Source organism: Staphylococcus sp. HMSC063F05, assembly GCF_001837075.1.
GTDB classification, from domain to species: Bacteria; Bacillota; Bacilli; order Staphylococcales; family Staphylococcaceae; genus Staphylococcus; species Staphylococcus epidermidis.
Genome location: NZ_KV831342.1, coordinates 38,685 through 57,970, shown reverse-complemented (window position 1 = coordinate 57,970; position 19,286 = coordinate 38,685). Strand labels below are relative to the sequence as shown.

The 19,286-nt window shown below is 31.0% G+C and carries 16 protein-coding genes; 6 read left to right on the top strand and 10 right to left on the bottom strand.

Features of this window, described 5'->3' with window-relative positions; genetic code table 11:
• Positions 1-112 precede the first annotated feature (112 nt).
• Positions 113-1,012: an alpha/beta hydrolase gene (locus tag HMPREF2576_RS07025; protein ID WP_002438393.1), complete on the bottom strand. Its 900-nt coding sequence runs from the start codon at positions 1,010-1,012 to the stop codon at positions 113-115.
• 217 nt (positions 1,013-1,229) lie between these two features.
• Here HMPREF2576_RS07025 and HMPREF2576_RS07020 point away from each other — a divergent pair, with 217 nt between their 5' ends.
• A complete protein-coding gene (locus HMPREF2576_RS07020; RefSeq protein WP_001831566.1) occupies positions 1,230-1,862 on the top strand; it encodes a hypothetical protein in 633 nt (210 codons plus the stop codon).
• A gap of 180 nt (positions 1,863-2,042) precedes the next feature.
• Here HMPREF2576_RS07020 and HMPREF2576_RS07015 read toward each other — a convergent pair whose 3' ends face one another.
• Together HMPREF2576_RS07015 and HMPREF2576_RS07010 are read right to left on the bottom strand one after the other, a co-directional pair.
• The gene (locus HMPREF2576_RS07015; RefSeq protein ID WP_002469207.1) at positions 2,043-4,019 is read right to left on the bottom strand and encodes a DHA2 family efflux MFS transporter permease subunit; all 1,977 of its coding nucleotides are present in this window, start codon (positions 4,017-4,019) and stop codon (positions 2,043-2,045) included.
• A gap of 12 nt (positions 4,020-4,031) precedes the next feature.
• Complete coding sequence (locus HMPREF2576_RS07010) at positions 4,032-4,679, bottom strand: HlyD family secretion protein (protein WP_001831502.1); 648 nt, start codon at positions 4,677-4,679, stop codon at positions 4,032-4,034.
• A gap of 140 nt (positions 4,680-4,819) precedes the next feature.
• Here HMPREF2576_RS07010 and HMPREF2576_RS07005 point away from each other — a divergent pair, with 140 nt between their 5' ends.
• Positions 4,820-5,371 carry a TetR/AcrR family transcriptional regulator gene (locus HMPREF2576_RS07005; protein WP_002438383.1) on the top strand — a complete coding sequence of 184 codons (552 nt, stop codon included), beginning with the start codon at positions 4,820-4,822 and terminating at the stop codon, positions 5,369-5,371.
• Positions 5,372-5,407: 36 nt separating this feature from the next.
• Here the strand turns inward: HMPREF2576_RS07005 and HMPREF2576_RS07000 are convergent, their stop codons facing one another.
• The 3 genes from HMPREF2576_RS07000 to HMPREF2576_RS06990 all read right to left on the bottom strand — a co-directional run bounded on the left by HMPREF2576_RS07000 (position 5,408) and on the right by HMPREF2576_RS06990 (position 8,800).
• Positions 5,408-6,619: a putative multidrug effflux MFS transporter TcaB gene (locus tag HMPREF2576_RS07000; protein ID WP_001831540.1), complete on the bottom strand. Its 1,212-nt coding sequence runs from the start codon at positions 6,617-6,619 to the stop codon at positions 5,408-5,410.
• Between the two features lie 57 nt (positions 6,620-6,676).
• Positions 6,677-8,065: a glycopeptide resistance protein TcaA gene (locus HMPREF2576_RS06995; protein ID WP_002470820.1), complete on the bottom strand. Its 1,389-nt coding sequence runs from the start codon at positions 8,063-8,065 to the stop codon at positions 6,677-6,679.
• A 279-nt stretch (positions 8,066-8,344) separates the two neighbouring features.
• Positions 8,345-8,800 (bottom strand): MarR family transcriptional regulator TcaR, encoded by a 456-nt coding sequence (locus HMPREF2576_RS06990; RefSeq protein ID WP_001832914.1) that lies wholly within the window; start codon positions 8,798-8,800, stop codon positions 8,345-8,347.
• 187 nt (positions 8,801-8,987) lie between these two features.
• On the opposite strand from HMPREF2576_RS06990, the gene HMPREF2576_RS06985 reads away from it, so the two are divergent.
• Positions 8,988-9,944: a YdcF family protein gene (locus HMPREF2576_RS06985; RefSeq protein ID WP_070856468.1), complete on the top strand. Its 957-nt coding sequence runs from the start codon at positions 8,988-8,990 to the stop codon at positions 9,942-9,944.
• A gap of 221 nt (positions 9,945-10,165) precedes the next feature.
• Here HMPREF2576_RS06985 and HMPREF2576_RS06980 read toward each other — a convergent pair whose 3' ends face one another.
• Positions 10,166-10,834, bottom strand: a complete 669-nt coding sequence (locus HMPREF2576_RS06980; protein WP_002468227.1) for an ABC transporter ATP-binding protein — start codon at positions 10,832-10,834, stop codon at positions 10,166-10,168.
• Complete coding sequence (locus HMPREF2576_RS06975; protein ID WP_002485529.1) at positions 10,834-11,886, bottom strand: ABC transporter permease; 1,053 nt, start codon at positions 11,884-11,886, stop codon at positions 10,834-10,836. The genes HMPREF2576_RS06980 and HMPREF2576_RS06975 overlap by 1 nt, the downstream gene beginning before the upstream one ends.
• Positions 11,887-12,017: 131 nt before the next feature.
• Between HMPREF2576_RS06975 and HMPREF2576_RS06970 the strand changes: the two genes are divergently transcribed.
• Positions 12,018-12,692 carry a response regulator transcription factor gene (locus HMPREF2576_RS06970; RefSeq protein ID WP_002485539.1) on the top strand — a complete coding sequence of 225 codons (675 nt, stop codon included), beginning with the start codon at positions 12,018-12,020 and terminating at the stop codon, positions 12,690-12,692.
• Positions 12,685-14,040 (top strand): HAMP domain-containing sensor histidine kinase, encoded by a 1,356-nt coding sequence (locus HMPREF2576_RS06965; protein WP_002485531.1) that lies wholly within the window; start codon positions 12,685-12,687, stop codon positions 14,038-14,040. The genes HMPREF2576_RS06970 and HMPREF2576_RS06965 overlap by 8 nt, the downstream gene beginning before the upstream one ends.
• Before the next feature lie 143 nt (positions 14,041-14,183).
• Here the strand turns inward: HMPREF2576_RS06965 and mqo are convergent, their stop codons facing one another.
• Entirely contained in the window at positions 14,184-15,662 is a 1,479-nt protein-coding gene (mqo, locus tag HMPREF2576_RS06960) for a malate dehydrogenase (quinone) (protein WP_002485540.1), read from the bottom strand.
• Positions 15,663-15,993: 331 nt separating this feature from the next.
• Between mqo and HMPREF2576_RS06955 the strand changes: the two genes are divergently transcribed.
• Positions 15,994-17,139, top strand: a complete 1,146-nt coding sequence (locus HMPREF2576_RS06955; protein WP_002469195.1) for a glycosyltransferase family 4 protein — start codon at positions 15,994-15,996, stop codon at positions 17,137-17,139.
• A gap of 205 nt (positions 17,140-17,344) precedes the next feature.
• Here HMPREF2576_RS06955 and HMPREF2576_RS06950 read toward each other — a convergent pair whose 3' ends face one another.
• Positions 17,345-18,946 (bottom strand): L-lactate permease, encoded by a 1,602-nt coding sequence (locus HMPREF2576_RS06950; protein WP_070856470.1) that lies wholly within the window; start codon positions 18,944-18,946, stop codon positions 17,345-17,347.
• Between the last annotated feature and the right edge of the window lie 340 nt (positions 18,947-19,286).

The following is a 19,286-nucleotide window of genomic DNA, read 5'->3' as shown; positions in this document are numbered from 1 at the left end:
TTATCTCATACATCACTAGCTGATAAGCATAGCATTGGTAATTGACTTCATCCTTCCTTTTAGAACAACATTCACATCACTTTTAAAATACAGTTAAAAATCTATTCAATTCTTACTCTAAGATTGATTTAGTGATGTGTTTTAACACCTTGTGAGATTGGCGTATGGGATAGATAGGAAAATCATGCACCATTTTAGGATACTCTTTAAACTCAACATCGTTCCCACATTCCTCTAGAGCATGAGTAAATGCATGCATGTCTGGGCTTAATATTTCTCTGCCACCTCCATACATATATATAGGTGGCAACCCTTTTAGAGTACCGTATAATGGTGATATACGCGCGTCTGATAAAGGTAAATCATTCGTCCAAGATTTCATGAGTTGATGAACACCAAATCGACTAACTAAGATATCATTTTCTTCCAACGTTTTCGTAATATTAGGATTAGTCAAAGTGGCATCTAAAAGCGGTGAAAGTAAAAATAACTTTCTAGGCACTTCTTGATTATCATTGATAAGTGATTGAACAAAACTTAATGCTAGTCCTCCACCAGAACCATCCCCCATCATAACAATGTTGTTCGCACCAACTTCTTCAACTAATTGATTATAAACGTCACGAATCGCTTTGAACGTTTCTAAGTAGTGATAATCTGGTGACTTTGGATAGATAGGTAAAACGACCTCATGCAATGTATTTAAAGTTAGTTTATCTAAAAGTCTCCAATGAAATGGAGAAGGTTGCAAAGTATTATATCCACCATGCAGATAGAGTATCTTTTGATTTTTCTCATGTCTAAAATTAAATCTAAACACTTGCATATCATTAAGAGTAAGTTTATCTAAATTTGACTTTACATTAAGTGTCGCAGGTTGCTGATGTTTTTTACTATTTTCGATACTTCTCTTTTCTAAAAAATGTTTAACTTCATCATCATTACTAAAAAATATCGATCTATTGTGAAGTATATATTTATTAACCACGCGATTCATCATTCTATTTTTCATTAATCAATCAACCTACCTCTATTTAAAATTTTAAATTTAAGAAATAATTTGTTTAAATATCTATATACCTTTGCTAAAAAAAGATATAATGATAAGTATGTCATTTTAAAGAAATATTTTTTAATCAATACTTAGGATACTAGATTAAACCCAATTATAACAGACATAAAATTAAAAAGATAAACTTAGTAAATTTGCATCTAAAGGAGGCATTTAAATGTCTGAAACATTACAAAACCAAAGACAATTCAACTCTCAATTTGAACATCAAGAGATCCATCGTGGAAAAAGATATGGTAAAAAGAAACGCTCATGGGTAAGTCTCATTATTCAAGTTTTCGTTTTAGTATTAACTGCTATTACTGGCTATAGTATGCTTAAACAACCTATATTTAAAATTTCATTTGTAAATGAAACTATAAATTTCCATCAATTAAGAAATTTTCAAGATACAGTTACGCAAATCGGTAATTTGAATTTAGGTAATATTGATCAATTACAACAGTCTGTCGATAATCTCATCATTATATTTAATATTTTCTTTGTCCTATGTCTGATTAGTTTGTTTATAACCGTAATTACAATTATTTTTAATCGCACAGCACTCAAAGTAGTCAATATATTACTTTTAGCTATTATGCTAGTCATTACATTGTATTTCAGTTATATCATACATACAATTGCTCAGAAAATTTCCGAATCTCTAAAACAATATTATTTAACAGTATCACCAGAACAAGTATTAACTGAAGCAGATGCGATTCACAATGCACTGATACTCATTGGATGTAGTATTGCGTTATTGATTGTAAGTTTGTTTTTCCGTAATCGTTTACCACGTATTAAATAAAGATGATTTTAATGTTCTTTTAATACGAGAATCATCTCTTTTGTTTATGATTCCGAGACATAAAGTTTCTGGATAAGTGAAAAAGACAAATTCTATTGAAATAATATAGAGTTTGTCTTTTTTTATAAAAATAACCACCTAGACGCTCTTAACGTCGTAGGTGGTTATTACATCTCTTAATTATTTATCTTGTTGCGAAGGATAATCTTCAGCATTTGCTTTTTCAGCTGATAATTGAGCCTTTTTCTTGCCCTGTAAGAACAAGCTTAATATCAGTGCAATCGCACTAATAATTGTAGCAACAATAAATGCATCATTTACACCTTCTACAGATGCAAGTTTATTGACATGTTCGAGTAATAATTTCATTGCTGCTGACTCACCACCATACTGTTGGGCAAGTTCACGCATATGGTCTTGAATGACAGGATTCGTTTTATCTAACTCTTCACTAAAAGCAGAAAGATGATTTGTTTGTTGTGTCGTCATGACCGTAACCAAAATAGCTGTACCAATTGAACCAGCTAATTGTCTCATTGTATTAACAAACGCATTACCATGAGAAATTAAGCGTGGTGGTAAAGCGTTCATACCTGCAGTCATAATCGGCATCATTACAAATGCCATACCAAATGAACGCACAATATATATCCACATAATATGGAGATATGTTGTATCCATGTTTAATTTACTTAATTCCCATGTCGCATATGTCATAATGCCAATACCAAATATTGCTAATGGTTTAATACCGATTGTATCTAACAATTTACCTGCCACCGGACCTAATGCTCCCATGACTAATGCACCTGGCAATAGTAATAATCCAGAGTCTAATGCTGAAAATCCTCTAAGATTTTGTAAATATAATGGAAGTAAAATCATTCCTCCGTATAAACTCATCATCACAATCATATTGATAACAGTTGTAAGTGTATAAGTTGGATATTTTAATACTTCCAAGCTCAACATTGGCGCTTTCATTCTTAGTTCTCTTAAAATAAAGAAAATAATGAAAACCGTACCAACAATAAACATTGTTACAATCTCAGTTGAGCCCCATCCTTTATTACCAGCTTCTGAGAAACCATATAATAAGGAACCGAATCCAATCGTACTATAAATAATTCCAGGAATATCTGCTTTCGGATTTGTTGTACTTTGATACAACTTAAACCAAAATAGACCAATTACGATAGCAATAATACCTATAAAGAACATACCGTAAAACATTACATTCCAATCATAATTTTGCACAATGTAACCTGAAAGTGTTGGACCGATTGCAGGTGCTAATATCATTGCAATGCCCATTGTCCCCATTGCCACACCACGTTTTTCAGGTGGGAAAATTGTAACAATAACGTTAGAACCTAACGGCATCAATATACCTGCGCCTATGGCTTGTAATACACGTCCACTCATCATAATTGGGAAATTAAATGAGATTGCACAAACTAAGGAACCTAATGTAAATAGTGTTAAACCTATAATAAATAATTTTCTATAAGAATATTTATTAAATAAAAAGGCACTAATAGGTATTAATATACCGTTCACTAACATAAAACCAGTCATTAACCATTGACCAGTTGAGGCAGAAATATTAAACTCTGTATTTATTTTAGGCAATGCCACATTTAATAGAGTTTGGTTTAGAATCGCGATAAACATACCAAATAACATTGCCGCTAAAATTTTACCTCTAGTTATGCCTTTACCAAAAATAAAGTTAGACTCTTGATTTTTAATTCTTTCATTAACTCTACCTTCAGTAGAATTTGGATCGATAGGGTTCAACACATCGTTCGATGCGTCATCTTCCTCTTGGTTCTTATGACTTAACGCGTTTCTATCCTCTTTACTATCTGTATTGATAGATTGAGATGCATTATCTATTTCTGAGTCAAAGTGATTTTTTCGTTTTTCATCTTCAATATCGTTTGATTGCGTTGGGTCAGTATTTGACTTAGTTGTTTGTTCTAAATCGCTTGCTTTAAATTTAGATTGATTGCTTTCTCTCTTAGAATCTATTGTCGAACGTTGTTCCACTCTTTTGTCTTTATTTTTTCTTTTACGCTTAATTAAAAAGAAATTAATAAAACCAATGAGTATGAGCGCTACTACAATATATATAATAATGAAGGTCGCTGTCATAAAATGACCCCCTTAATTTTTATGAATTTTAACTTCAGCGTTCATACCTGGGACAACATTTTTAGATGGATTAGAATCTAAAGAGATTTTTACGGGTACTACCTGAGAAACTTTCGTATAGTTACCGTCGCTATTTGATGATGGCATCAATGAAAAGCTAGCTGCAGTCGCTTGGCCTACTTCTTCAACCTTACCTTTGATTGATGCTTTTTGACCGTCGATATCTACATCAACGTCGTTGCCTTTTTCCACGTCAGAAATATCTTTTTCATCTACATTAGCAGTTATATATAGATCATCTAAATTATATGCATATGCAATTGGGTTCCCTGCTTGAGTCATAGAACCTTCGATACCATCTGTTTTAACAATAGTACCTTTTTGTGGCATTTTGATGTTCATATCTTTTGATTGCCCATCTTGGCCTTGTGCTAAAACTTCTGCTACTTTATCACCTTTATCAAGTTTGTCTCCTTGCTTAACATTAAGAGATTTAATTTGTCCAGATGCAGGACTTGAGATTTTTATTTGATCTCCATCAACTTTTGCATTGTCAGTTGTCACATAACTTGTTGTGTTATGCCAGAACCAAAAGCCTAACACACCAATAACAACTAGGACAATGATAGTAATCACATTGATTAATATCATTTTTTTCATGAATATACCCTCCTATTTGCTTTTAAAATTCACTTTATCTATTATAGAGATGTGTAAATAAAAAATACACCAACATTTTTAATAATTGTGTTGGTTTAGAGTTTATTTATTTAAATTTTCTTTTTGATTTAGGTGAATATATGAAACAACGTGCGAAATATAAAATAATAAAAAGTTTAATCGAACTTTTAGAATACTATCCTTTTGATGAAATAACCATTAAAATGATATGTGCATATAGTGGCGTGAATCGCTCTACTTTTTATGATCATTTTCAAGATAAATATCAATTACTAGATAAGATCCAAAATTATCATTTAAACAAATATATATCTTTACTACAATCTTTCTATAACGATTTTCATCATATCAAAACAGATCAAAAAAAATTATATAAATTTTTCTTATTGATAGCCAAATATATTAAACGTAAAGAAGCGTTCTACAGAGCAACACTTGTAACATATCCTAATAAAGATATTGCATTAGATTACATTAACGCCACTAAAACATGTTATGAAAAAGTCATGAATAGATATGAAACCTCAATAAATAATAAACGTATGTTTATCATTTATTCAGTCGGTGGTCAAGCAGGTGTATTTATCGATTGGTTACGTAATGGATGCATCGAATCTCCTCAAGAGGTCGCTCAAGTTCTTTTAGCTAATACAATTAAATTACAACGATAAAAAAGCTAAAACTCATTGAAAAATCACTCAATTTTATCAATGAATTTTAGCTTTTTTAAATATCTTCACATTAATCAACTGTAAAACCATAAGAATTATTGCTGTAATAACGATAACGATTATATAAGGTATCGCATTACTGTCTCCCTTAATACCAACAAGTGGAGAGATGACGCCACCAAGTAAAGTTTGAAACAATCCCAACAAACTTGAAGAACTACCTTTGGCCCCTTTACTCTCATCCATTGCTATCGAAAATCCTAACGTTGCAATCCCTGTAACTGGTGCCACTAAAATCACAAAGCCACAAGAAAGTATCCAAAAAGTCCAATGGTTGAGTAAAGTTAGTGATACGATTATAACACCAATAACTTGTATAGTAGACATGATTCTCAGCAACAGTAATCTATCTATATAGTCAACAAGTTTTCCGGTTAATTGGCTTGAAATAATGAGTGTAACGCCTATAAAAGCAAACATAATACTGAAGTTTAATGGCGTTAAACCATAAATTGTTTGAACTATAAAAGGAGATGCAGAAATATAAGTAAATAGTAATACAAATGACACCCCTTGTATCAACATGGGTAATACAAAACGGGGTGTTTTAAAAAGTTCTTTGAAATTAATTAGCATCGTACCTATGTTACTACTTTCCCTTAGGCTCTTTTCAAGCGACTCAGGAACTTTAAATAAAGTTCCTATTAACATGACAATCCCAAACATTGTTAGTATTACAAATACAATTCGCCATGGCCCATAATTTAAAATGATACCGCCAAGCGCAGGTGCGATAATTGGCGCAATGCCATTGACAAGCATTAATAATGATAAAAATTTAGTTAGCGCATTACCTGAGTACATATCACTAGCAATGGCTCTTGAGATGACTGCACCTGCACCACCAGTTAATCCTTGAATAAATCGTAAAATAATCATAATCCATATATTTGTGACGAATATAATACCTAAACTCGCAATAGTAAAAATAATCAGTGAGAAAATTAATGGTTTTTTTCTACCAGTAATATCAGATATGGGGCCAGCCAAAAAATTTCCTAACGCTAATCCAATCATAAAAAAGGAGATAGTAAGCTGAGTTGTAGATGCAGAAATATCAAAATCATGACTAATATTAGGTAGTCCAGGTAAAAACATATCAATAGCCAATGGGCCAAATGCTGTTAATGAACCTAAAATAACAATAAAAAGTAATGATTGATTTTCTGACTGATACACCCTTTTCAAGCTTACTCCTCCCTTTTAATAAAATATTTTGAATGTTTGATAAAATCCAGTCTATTTTTATAATTCTTTAACCAACTGCATATTACTATCATCATTATCTATTTCTAATTCATAATCTTTATTTATATAATTACCAATATGATCGATATGTTGAATAGTTGTTCTTACAGTATGTCCGTTTCGATGAACACTTAACACTTGCGGAGATATCATAGTCACGTTCGTTCGATTTTGGAAATTACTTTTCATTGATGTGTATATAGACGAATTCTTTTTAAAATAACTCGATATAAAGTTAAAATCATTCATATTAAATGCTGAATTCATAGCCGTTGCATAACCAGTAAAAAATTCAGTTAATTTATTTTTCAAACTATTTTCTTCTTTTTCTTTCTTCTCAACATAGCTATTTATTTTATCACTATCAAATTCCAATGTAACTTTCGTATTATCTTTCAAATCGTCTGCACTAATTGTTTTCGTCTCAGAACTAAACGTCTTACCTTTTGCCTTACCAGTTGCAGAAATCGTTATATCTTTTGTTTTTGGATAAGGACCAAATTCTTTAGAATGAGAATAAGTGAATGTACGGTCATTGATTTGAACTTTTTCTGATTTATCACTTAATTTATTCGCACCCTTAAATTTGATATTGATAAATGATTGATCATAATCTTCAGCTACATCTACGGTTTCAGAGTGGCTTTCTCTAAAGTCAAAATTTAAATGCCCATTGAATGTACCGTTTTCTGTAATTTTCTTAGCTGGTAAATGATATGTACCAGGAATAAATTCACCCAAAGGTGTATTTTTATTTGCTTCAGCAATGACAGTTTTCTTTTTACCACTTGTTCTAAATTCATATTTAGTTTCTACTTTAGGTTTAATAATTGGCTTTTTAGTCGGAGCTGTGAAACTCATATTATCAAAAATTAAATACTTTGTACCATTTTTACTTATCTTAAGTACATCTTGTCCACTTTTCGTTTGTATATAAGATGCCACGCTTGAATTACTTTTATTCAATTTATCTACAGTATTATTGATATCTCGAATATACTTCTTAATACCTACTTCTTTTTTTACATAATTAATATATTGTTGCGCTTCAACATCGTCTACTTTTTTATTTTTAGTACTCAATAATGTAGCAACTTTTTGTGAATCATTATTATCTACAGCATTAACTAATATCTTAGCTTGTGCATTAGGCGAATTATAATTTCTTAAAAGGAAAAATAACACGATAATAAGTATTAAGATAAATACACTAATACCTATCGGCACAATTTTACGAAGACGTATATTGGTAGAATTCTCATTACTCGATTGAGATGATTGGTCTTTAATCTTTCTTTTTTTCTTCTTAGTTAATAGTTGCCCACAGTTTGGACATTGCGATGTATCATCTTTCACTTGATGACCACAATTTGGGCATTGACTCATTTTATCACCTCTACTCATCTCACTACATTATGATTATATTTACATTTCATAAACACATTACCTACTCGATATATTTTACATTTAGCAATAATAAAATACAATTTCCATTACATGTAGTTTTCATTGTAATTCCATTAAAAGAAAGTTACAGACTTATCTAAATTATATAAATAAACGCTAATCAAAAACATACAGATTTAGTCTCATTTTTTTATTTTCTCACTCATATTATTATATTCCTATTCGTCTCTAACTGTATAGACTCTTTCACTGATTCTATCAAAGTTTAGAAGTATAAGATTGTATACGATAGTCGATAATTTCTAAAACCTGTCTAACTTTTTCAATTTCCTTACTGTCAAAGTCACTCGTCATATCACTAGCAATATGGCTCATAATCGCTTTTCTCTCTTTAATATATTTTTTTCCTTTATTAGATAATTTAATTATTTTAAGACGTTGGTCAGTATTGGAATCAGGTTTTTCTAATTTAACTAATTCAGCATTGAGCAACTTTTTGACTCTTCGACTAACAGCAGCTTTATTAACACCTTGTTTCTCTGTAATTTGCCCCACAGTTAACGCCTCTATACTAAGCATATTTAACACATGAGATTGCTCAGCTGATATGCCATACTCAGTTTGCAAGTCTTTAAGTAACTTTGCCGTTAATGTATTAACATCATTAATAAATTTTTCTAAAAATGAGATGTGATCTTCTATTCTTCTTACCATTTTTATCTCCTAATTAATCTAAACGATTTATATAAAAAAATTATGTTTAATCCTTTTAAATCATAGCAATAATACCTTAAAATTTAAACCATAAATATGTATTAAAATTACCATATTCATAAACATTGCTAATTATAATTTCATAAGCTAAATTTATAAGTAATATAACTACTGAGGTATCAAAACAATGTTACTTTTTTTATGTTTTCTAATCGAATTATTACTTATTGTTTTATTATATACGAAGCAATCGTTTACTCTTAATTTATTTAGTTTCATCTTATATAACATCATTGGTTTTGTTATGATGACTTATCATATGGTAACTGTATCAATACCATATGATATGTTTATCATTGTAATTGTAGCAATGATACTGTTGTTGATTAAACATCGTTATATTTTCAAGTTGCAAACAGGACGTTTTTTTATTTTACAACTTAGTCATCATTTTTATACTGTGGGGCTATTTGCTGTGAGTTGTTTATATATAAGTACTATTCCCCTAATTATCATTAATAGCTTAGCTTTATGGGCCGCTACCATTGCATTTAGTACAATTTATTCATTTATCGGATACTTATCTTGGTCTACAGCTTTTGAAAATCATCAATATTATAAACACCTAAAGTTAATTATGGTGCTTGGAGCTGGAATTTTCTCTGAAGAAGTGACTACGCTTCTTGCTGCAAGACTTGATAAAGCTTTATCTGTTTATCATTCACAACGGACTAAACCTATCATCATTGTAAGTGGTGGCCAAGGTCCTGACGAACCAATTTCAGAAGCACTTGCGATGAAAAGATACCTTATAACTCACAACGTTCCGGAAAACCATATATTTATGGAGAATCAATCCACGAATACACGAACCAATTTCTTATACTCTAAATCTATCATTCATTCGATGATGCCTACTTCAAATCATATGTTGTGTGTAACAAGTCAATTTCATGTTTTAAGAGCGCTTAAATTTGCTAAAAAAGCTCATCTTTCTTTCGATGGCATTGGAAGTCGTACACCATACCACTTTTTGGCACAATCTATGATTATAGACTTTTTGGGTTTAATGTATCAATATAAAACAATACTTACTATTTATTTCGCTATGTTGTTTTGGCTTGCAATACTACAAACCATATAAATCCCTCTTAGCAAAATTGAATATATTTAAAGAAGCTTGCGACACAAACATGTCGCAAGCTTCTTTAATTTATAGTAAGTTAAAAGTGATATACAACAATCCCACAGTTGGGGTTCGGGGCCCCAACACAGAGAATTTCAGTACGAAATTCCTCGGACAAGGCAAGTTGGGGTTCTAGAGTGAAATATCATTTGTTCTATCTATTCTATCCTACTTCCCTTTTAACTGTTTTTTATTTTACCATCGTACAATTGAACAATACGATCAGCGTATTTGAACAAGCTTTCATCATGAGTAATCATGATACCTATCATTTGGTTAGCTTTTATTTGTTTTCTGATCATTTCAACAACCTCTTGAGCACGACTAGCATCAAGACTTGCTGTGGGTTCATCTGCTAAAACAATTTTCGGATGATTCATAAGTGCTCTCATAATCGCTACACGTTGTTGTTGTCCACCTGAAAGCATATGTGGGTAGCTATTAAGTTGTTCTTCTAATCCAATTTTTGTTAATAATTCTTTAGCTCTTGCTTGAGCTTCTTTGCTAGACATTCCAGCTTCTTTACCTATTAAGGTAAGTTGGTCTAAAACTTTTAAGTATGGAACTAAATGAGAGGCTTGAAAGATAAAACCAATATCATTTAGTCTTAAGTGCGCTTTATTAGTATGTCGTTCAAATAAGGATTTCCCCTCGTATACTACATCACCTGATGTTTGAGATAACAAACCACCTAAAATAGTTAATAAGGTTGTTTTTCCTGAACCTGAAGCGCCATTTAAAATGATGAATTCTCCATCTTTCACTTCAAAATTAATATCTTTTAACACCTCTGTTTTTGAGCTTTTTTCACCAAATGTTTTACTTATATCTTTAACAACTAGACCCATTATTGGCCACCTCCAATAGCTTCAATAGGATCAATTTTAATTAACTTAATAAATGATAATGATGTACCGATTAATCCAACTATCATAAATACGACAAGTACAATGATTATATTATGCATATCTATATGGAATGGCATTGAAACTGGTAAAATTTGACTGATGAGAAAAATGACTACTTCTGCTATAGCTACACCTATAAATGTAATCATTGAAATTTGTAAAATCAACGATGTCAATAAATGCTTTGTAGTTATACCAATTGCTTTTAAAATACCGATTTCAGATGTCTTTTGTATCGTCATTACATAAAAGAATGCACTCAATACAATTGCAGTTATAATATATAAACTAATAATCATCATATCTAATGGTGTTTGCTCTGCTTTATAACTTGCGATATTACTTGTTATATCGTCTGTAGTTGCTGTTTGAACGCCTTTGATGTGATTTATTTTATTTTTATCCGATTTGGATAATTGGTTCGTAACATAAAATGTTGCGACATTACTACTTTGTTCTATTTTGGATTGGTCCATCATAACAATGTTACTATGAGAATACATCGTGTTTTTTAATATACCTACAACTTTATAAGTTGTATCGTCACCTTTGACTTTAACTTTATCGTCTAAATAAAGACCTTCTGCAGTTAGTTTTTCATTTATTGCTATCTGATTTCCATTTTTAGGATAATGACCAGATTTCAAATTTGGCTGATGATTTTTCACGCTATTTATAGCCATCACGTTTTCTTCGTTTCCATTGATTTTGAAAGTTTTACCTGCCATTTTAAAAGGTTTTTCATCAATAATTTTTGAAATATTGTCTTGTTTACTTCGTGATAGAATAGATTTTTCTAATTGTGGTTCTTTCATTTTTTGAACAACAAATTGATTACCTTTAATTTGATCAAATATTGATATATTTTCTCGTGCTAGGCCTTGAGCAAGTCCACTGATAAATAAAACCATAATCGCCATTAGAAAAATAATGAACATGATTAATATAAATCTGAACTTATAAAATTTAATCTCTTTCCAAGCTAGATTCATTGATATCCTCTCCCATTTCTTTATATGTTAAGTTTAAGAGGAAAATATGAACTCAATATGAACAAGTGTGATTTTGTTCATAATTTGTTTTAACGTAGTATAATCATTAAAAAGTATAGGAGCGTAAACATATGATTAATTGCTTAATCGTAGACGATGATAAAAAGTTATTGCAATATGTTTCAAGTCATTTAGAAAGAGAAAGTATTCAAACACATACTTTCACAAGTGGAGAAGCATCACTAGATTTTCTTGAAAATAAAAATGTTGATATTGCGATAGTAGATATTATGATGAGTGGAATGGATGGTTTTGAGCTTTGTCAGACTTTGAAAGATGATTATCATATTCCTGTCATAATGTTGACAGCTAGAGATGCATTAAGTGATAAAGAACGTGCATTTCTAAGTGGGACTGACGATTATGTCACTAAACCTTTTGAGGTTAAAGAATTATTATTTAGAATTAAAGCTGTCTTAAGACGATATCAAATTAATGCTGATAACGAGTTACAACTTGGCAACTTAATATTAAATCAGTCTTATATGGAAATTACTGTGGGTTCAAAAACGATGAATCTTCCAAACAAAGAATTTCAGTTGTTATTTTTATTAGCCTCTAATCCTAAACATATTTTCACTCGAGATGATATTATTGGAAAAATTTGGGGCTTCGATTATGAAGGAGATGATCGTACTGTTGATGTTCATATTAAAAGATTACGTCAACGTTTATCTAAATTGAAATCATCAGTATCAATTCAAACTGTAAGAGGTCAAGGATATAGGGTGGACCAAAATGTTTAAAACATTATATTCGAGAATTGCTATATATGCAATTACAGTTATTTTGTTTAGTGCATTAATGAGTTTTCTTTTTACGAATATTTATTATCACTTTCATTTGAAAGCTTCTAATGATGCAAAAATTATGCGCACACTCAAAGAAGCTCGTGAATATGAAAGAACACAAAAACCTAAACCTCTAGATACGTATTTGAAACATTTAGGTCAAATGAATTATCAAATTATGACTGTCAACGAACATGGAACCAAACATTTTTATGGGGAAACTTTTCGTAAAAATACTATAAGTCAGTCTGCAATCAAAAAAGTGCTCAACGGTGAAGATTATCATGGTATTAAAAATAAACCTTATGCATTTTTTGTAACAGGGTTCTTCGATAATGAAACGGATAATACAGTAGGTATTCAATTTAAAACAGATGATGGGGCATTAGCAGTTTTTATGCGCCCAGATATCGGGAAAACTTTTAGCGAATTTAGAATTTTCTTAGCTGTGTTGATAACACTTTTACTTATTATTTCAATTTCACTAGTCATTGCATCAACATATTCTATTATTAAACCAGTGACCGCATTAAAAAATGCAACAACTCGAATTATGAAAGGTGATTTCAGTACGCCTATCAAACAAACACGTCACGATGAAATCGGAACACTGCAATCACGTTTCAATACAATGCGTCAAAATTTAGGACAAGTAGATCAAATGAGACAACATTTTGTCCAAAATGTATCTCATGAAATTAAAACACCGCTTACACATTTACAACGATTACTTACACAACTTGAATTGACGCAAAATGAAGAAGAGAAACAACTATGTATCAATGAAATGTTTGAAATCACTAATCAAGTAAGTGAACTAACTAAGGAATTGCTACTTTTATCTGAATTAGATAATGCTTCCCACCTTACTTTTAACGATAATGTTCATTTAAATACTTTAATAAAGGATATTATTAGACATGAACAATTTCGAACAGATGAAAAAGATTTAGTTTTGTTTACTGAATTAGAAGATTTGTATTTTCGAGGAAATGAAAGACTATTACATCAAGCTTTCAATAACCTCATCATTAATGCAATGAAATATGCTCCTCAAAATAGCATGATTAATATCACTCTAACTAGTACAAATCACTTGATTATATTTAATATTGAAAATGATGGATCGATTGCAGAAGAAGATGCGAAACATATATTCGATCGTTTTTATAAACTGAGTGACGAATCTAGTAGTAATGGTCTAGGTCTAGCCATTACCCAATCAATCATTCATCTTCATCATGGTAGCATTACTCTCACTTCAGATGATAAAACACAATTTATTGTAAAACTATTTATTTAGTATATATTCTTTAAACTATCAATTGGATTCATAACAAAATATGATGAATTTAAAACATTTCATTGATTAAACTATACACCACATATAAAACCACCATTAAATGATAACTTATTTTTAATCATTTAATGGTGGTTTTTTAAATACTACTTTACATTCAAGTATTTTTTTACTTCTTCGTTTATTGAATGGTACATATCTTCATGCTCTGACAATTTTAAACCAAATGATGGGACCATTTCTTTAATTTTTGGTTCCCATGACTTAAACTCTGATTTGTAACAACGTTGCAAGACATCAAACATGATATCAACAGCAGTCGAAGCACCAGGTGAAGCACCTAATAATGCAGCAAGTGAACCATCTTCTGATGTTATCACTTCCGTACCAAATTGTAATTGACCTTTAGACTTATCTGTATCTTTAATTACTTGAACACGTTGACCTGCAGTAATTACTTCCCAATCTTCATCTTTCGCTTCTGGTAAGAATACACGCAAATCATTGATCCGTTCTTCATTTGAAAGCATTAATTGAGAAACTAAATATTTCGTCAAATTAAATTCTTTTACGCCAGCACTTAACATTGTAATCATATTATTGGGTTTCACAGATTTAACTAAATCTAAATATGAACCGTTTTTTAAGAATTTTGGCGAAAACCCTGCAAAAGGTCCAAATAGTAATGATTTTTCACCATTAACAAATCGTGTATCTAAATGTGGAACTGACATTGGAGGTGCACCAACCTCGGCTTTACCGTAGACTTTTGCATGATGTCTATGTATGACATCTGGATTTTTACATCGTAAAAATAAGCCACTTACTGGGAAACCACCAATGTGTTTAGATTCCTTAATCTTTGTTTTTTGTAATAAAGGTAAACTTGCACCACCAGCTCCGATGAAGACGAACTTAGATTCATAATTCATTACATTTGATGTATTTAAATCTTTAACCACAACTTGCCAGTTACCATTATTTAATTTTTTTATATCTAAAACTTCATGTTTATAATTAATGCCAACATTTTTTTGTTGTAAATTAGCTATTAACTTTTTAGTCAAAGCACCAAAGTTAACATCTGTACCTGTCTCGTCATACGTGATGGCAATTGCTTCATCTGATTGGCGTCCTTCCATCATTAAAGGAACCCATGAGTTAATTTTTTCTGGATCTTGAGAAATTTTCATTTTTTCAAATAATACATTTTTCTGTAAACTCGCCACTCGACTTTTTAAAAATTTAACATTTTCTTCCCCTTTAACAAAGCTCATATGTGGCACTGATTGAATAAATTTATCTGGACTTTCAATATGACCTTCACGTATTAAATAAGCCCAAAACTGTTTAGATAATTGAAATTGCTCGTTGATATGAATTGCTTTAGTAATATCTACTGAACCATCTTTACCTTCTTTCGTATAGTTCAATTCACACAATGCTGAATGACCTGTTCCCGCATTATTCCAAACATTTGAACTTTCTTCGCCAGGTTGACTCAATCTTTCGAACAATTGGATATCTTTTTCTGGTGTTAATTCTTTTAGTAAAGTTCCTAATGTTGCGCTCATAATTCCGCCACCTATTAAGATGACATCTGTTTTGCTATGTTGAGTATTCATAACAAACACAGTCCCCCTTTTTTATTAAATAAATGGAACGATTGACACTCATAGATGTCGATGTCTTTAATAAAATTAAAGCGCTTTCTCTATATTGCAAAAAAATCTAAGCGTCTTTCAAGGAAGTGCTCATTTCTTCCTTATCATAACCATTAATTGAACTAATTTAATTATATATATAAATTGTGTTACACAAAAGAATAAAAGTCAACATTATGAGAATAGCTTCATTACACAATTCAAATTACAATTGTTTACATGTTACCCCTTATATACGAACTAATGTTATAATGACTTAAATATCATAGAAAACAATGAGGTGTTTTACGCAATGAAGTCGTTCACATTTTTTATGCATAATATTTATGCAATGGGCGGAACGGTAAAGTCGGTGACACAACTTGCAAATACACTGGCAGAAAAAGGACATCCTGTAACAATTATTTCAGTTTTTAGAGGCGCAGACTCTCCATATTTTGAATTACATTCAGCAATAAAAGTTAAAGTCTTAGTGGACTATCGCTTAAAACTTAAAAATACTAGAGCTATTACGGCAAATCGTATCAAAAAGTATACCCCCTTTTTAAATACAAAAGTGATTTCTCAATTTGAGCCAGGTAAAAGTCAGTTTTCGAGTTATGTAGAGAAAAAAATGATTAAAGCAATCAGGCATACTAAAACTGATGTACTCGTTGGAACAAGAGCTAGCTTTAATATTCTCATTTCTAAATATGCTAAAGCTGAAATAGTGACCATCGCAATGGAACATATGAATTTTGATGCTCACCCTGATCAGTATCAAAAGGAAATTATTGCTGCGTACCGTAATATCAATAAGATTACAACGTTAACTGTCGCAGACCAGCAAAAATATCAATCACAACTTAAAACTCCTGTATACGTTATACCTAATATGGTTACCGAAAAAAGAATTGCTGCTCCAAAGAAAAATCGTATTATTAGCGCCGGACGTTTAGAATATGAAAAAGGGTATGATTTATTATTAGAGAGTATTCGTTTAATACAAGAAGACTTGCGTCAATTGAATTATGACGTTCACATCTATGGTTCTGGTAGTAAGAAAACATCACTTGTTGACTTTATTAATCAATATCATTTAAATGATTTGATTAAAATATATGAGCCAACGCAAGAATTAAATAATAAACTTGCACAAAGTAAAATCGTTGTTGTACCTTCACGCAATGAAGGTTTCGGAATGATTATTTTAGAGGCAATGGTGCAAGATAATATAGTAATAAGTTTTGAAGGCAATGTAGGGCCAGATTCAATCATTAACAACGGAGATAATGGTTATTTAGTAAACTATGAAAATGTGTCTGAACTTGCAAAACGTATCGATTTAACAACACAACATTATAATGAGTTAGATCACATCATTGAAAATAGTAAAGATACGTTGAAACAATTTAGTCCAGATCATATATATCAATTATTTATGTCTATGTTTAAATAAAAATAGGAGTGAGACTTAGTTCATTTAAAACGAACTGTCTCACTCCTATTTTTCAAATGAGAATTTATATAACAATTACATCATTTTTAAAAGATTACCTAAAATCTCGACATCCAAAAGCAAGATATTGAAAGCCCGAAATGAATGACTTTATAGCTTCATTTCGGGCTTTGTATATGAAAAATACATTTCAATAAATTTTGATTTACAGAATGAATGACAAGATAAATGTCCAGATACAGATAAATACAAGTAATCCAATACTATAACGTAATGTCATTTTAAGTAGTTCAGATTCTTTACCTACTTCTTTAACAGCTGCTGTTGCAATGGCAATAGATTGTGGAGAAATAAGTTTCGCCGCAACCCCACCTGCTGTATTTGAAGCTACAAGTAGTGAACCACTTGTACCAATTTGTTGTGCTACAGAAGCTTGAATTGGCGCGAATAAAGAGTTGTTATTAACAACTGAACCAGTCATAAATACGCCGATCCAACCAAGGATTGGTGATAATATTGGGAATACGCTTCCTGCTTTTGAGATGCCTTGTCCCATAGCATTACTTAAACCACCATATGTTGTGATTTTTGAAATTGCTAAGATGAAACAAATTGTTATGATTGGTAACCATAATTCTTTAAATGCTTCAACAAATAAACGACCAGCATCACCAAAGTTAACTTTTTTAGCCATTAAAACAGTAATAATAATTGTAATTAGGATTGCTGTACCTGTTTGACCAATTAAGTTTAATGATAAAGTAATTGGTTTGTGTGAAATATTACTGAAAGTACCAGGTAAGTCAAAGTTAGCAACTAAAGCAGATAATTTACCTTTTGGTGCAAATAATGCTTTAAATGAAGGTGCACTCCAAATCATAACAATGACAGTTAAGATAATGAATGGACTCCAAGCAAATAAGACTTCTTTACCTTTAAGTTTTTTCGGTGCTTCTGGTTTAACATCTTTTTGAACTCTAAAGATATTCTTAGGTTGGAATTTCTTAGAGAATAAAGCTAATGCTAACATAGAAGCAAGTGATGGAATGATATCAGCTAATTCAGGACCATTAAACACTGTAAGTAATCCTTGTAAAACTGTATAAGTGACAGAAACAACAAGAATTGAAGGTAAAGTTTCTTTAATTCCTTTGAAACCATCTACGATAAAGATAAGTAAGAAAGGAATAAAGAAGTTAATAATTGCTAAAGTTAATGTTGATGTTTGTGAAACTCCCATCGCTTCTACATGACCAGGTAAGTTAAGTGTATCTACAACACCAACCGGAATACCAATTGCACCGAATGCACCAGATGCAGCGTTAGCTACTAAACATAACATAGCTGCTTGTAATGGTCTAAAGCCAAGTTGCGCTAATAAAAGTGCACAAATTGCAATTGGAACACCAAATCCTGCAGCGCCTTCTAAGAATGCATTAAATGAAAAACCAATTAAAAGAAGCTGAATTCTTTGGTCTTGTGAAATACTTGTAATACTGTCTTGAATAGTTGCGAATTGCCCCGATTCCAAAGTAATCTTATATAATAATACTGCCATAATAACAATATATCCGATTGGGAAGATACCTTGGAAGAAACCTTCAACAACTGCTCCAGAGGCAATTCCTACTGGTAATTTAAAGAATGGAATTGCAATTAATAATGTAACCACAAGGGTTGTGATAGCAGCATAAATTCCTTTCATTTTAAATACTGTAAGACACAGTAAAAATAAAATGATAGGGATTGCCGCAATTAAAGATGATAATAGTAAATTACCAAATGGATTAAAAGATTCTACTAACATATTGAACTCTCCTCATTAAATCTTTAGTCATGAAGACTAGGTAGACGCATACTGTCCCCTTATTAATATGTGATAAATACCTATTAAATCAGTACGATCCCCACAAGCATATCGTGACCATTTTCACAAGAAAAATATAACATTTTCTTATATAATTTACAATGGTGTGACATGAATGTAAAGGGGTGTTAACAATTAATAAACCTTAATATTTATAGTAGTTAAGCGCTTTAATTTCACAGGTTAAAAACATATATATTAATTTTTATGTTATGTTTACATGAATTATATTATGCACCATGATAAAATAAAAGCTAACAAATATCGTTAAGAGATTGAA

Coding starts and splice junctions, on each gene's coding strand:
- HMPREF2576_RS07010 (WP_001831502.1), bottom strand. CDS start 4,679: ATGAAAAAAATGATATTAATCAATGTGATTACTATCATTGTCCTAGTT.
- HMPREF2576_RS06995 (WP_002470820.1), bottom strand. CDS start 8,065: ATGAGTCAATGCCCAAATTGTGGTCATCAAGTGAAAGATGATACATCG.
- HMPREF2576_RS06970 (WP_002485539.1), top strand. CDS start 12,018: ATGATTAATTGCTTAATCGTAGACGATGATAAAAAGTTATTGCAATAT.
- HMPREF2576_RS06950 (WP_070856470.1), bottom strand. CDS start 18,946: ATGTTAGTAGAATCTTTTAATCCATTTGGTAATTTACTATTATCATCT.
- HMPREF2576_RS06975 (WP_002485529.1), bottom strand. CDS start 11,886: ATGAATCTAGCTTGGAAAGAGATTAAATTTTATAAGTTCAGATTTATA.
- HMPREF2576_RS07020 (WP_001831566.1), top strand. CDS start 1,230: ATGTCTGAAACATTACAAAACCAAAGACAATTCAACTCTCAATTTGAA.
- mqo (WP_002485540.1), bottom strand. CDS start 15,662: ATGAATACTCAACATAGCAAAACAGATGTCATCTTAATAGGTGGCGGA.
- HMPREF2576_RS06985 (WP_070856468.1), top strand. CDS start 8,988: ATGTTACTTTTTTTATGTTTTCTAATCGAATTATTACTTATTGTTTTA.
- HMPREF2576_RS06980 (WP_002468227.1), bottom strand. CDS start 10,834: ATGGGTCTAGTTGTTAAAGATATAAGTAAAACATTTGGTGAAAAAAGC.
- HMPREF2576_RS07015 (WP_002469207.1), bottom strand. CDS start 4,019: ATGACAGCGACCTTCATTATTATATATATTGTAGTAGCGCTCATACTC.
- HMPREF2576_RS07025 (WP_002438393.1), bottom strand. CDS start 1,012: ATGAAAAATAGAATGATGAATCGCGTGGTTAATAAATATATACTTCAC.
- HMPREF2576_RS07005 (WP_002438383.1), top strand. CDS start 4,820: ATGAAACAACGTGCGAAATATAAAATAATAAAAAGTTTAATCGAACTT.
- HMPREF2576_RS06965 (WP_002485531.1), top strand. CDS start 12,685: ATGTTTAAAACATTATATTCGAGAATTGCTATATATGCAATTACAGTT.
- HMPREF2576_RS06990 (WP_001832914.1), bottom strand. CDS start 8,800: ATGGTAAGAAGAATAGAAGATCACATCTCATTTTTAGAAAAATTTATT.
- HMPREF2576_RS06955 (WP_002469195.1), top strand. CDS start 15,994: ATGAAGTCGTTCACATTTTTTATGCATAATATTTATGCAATGGGCGGA.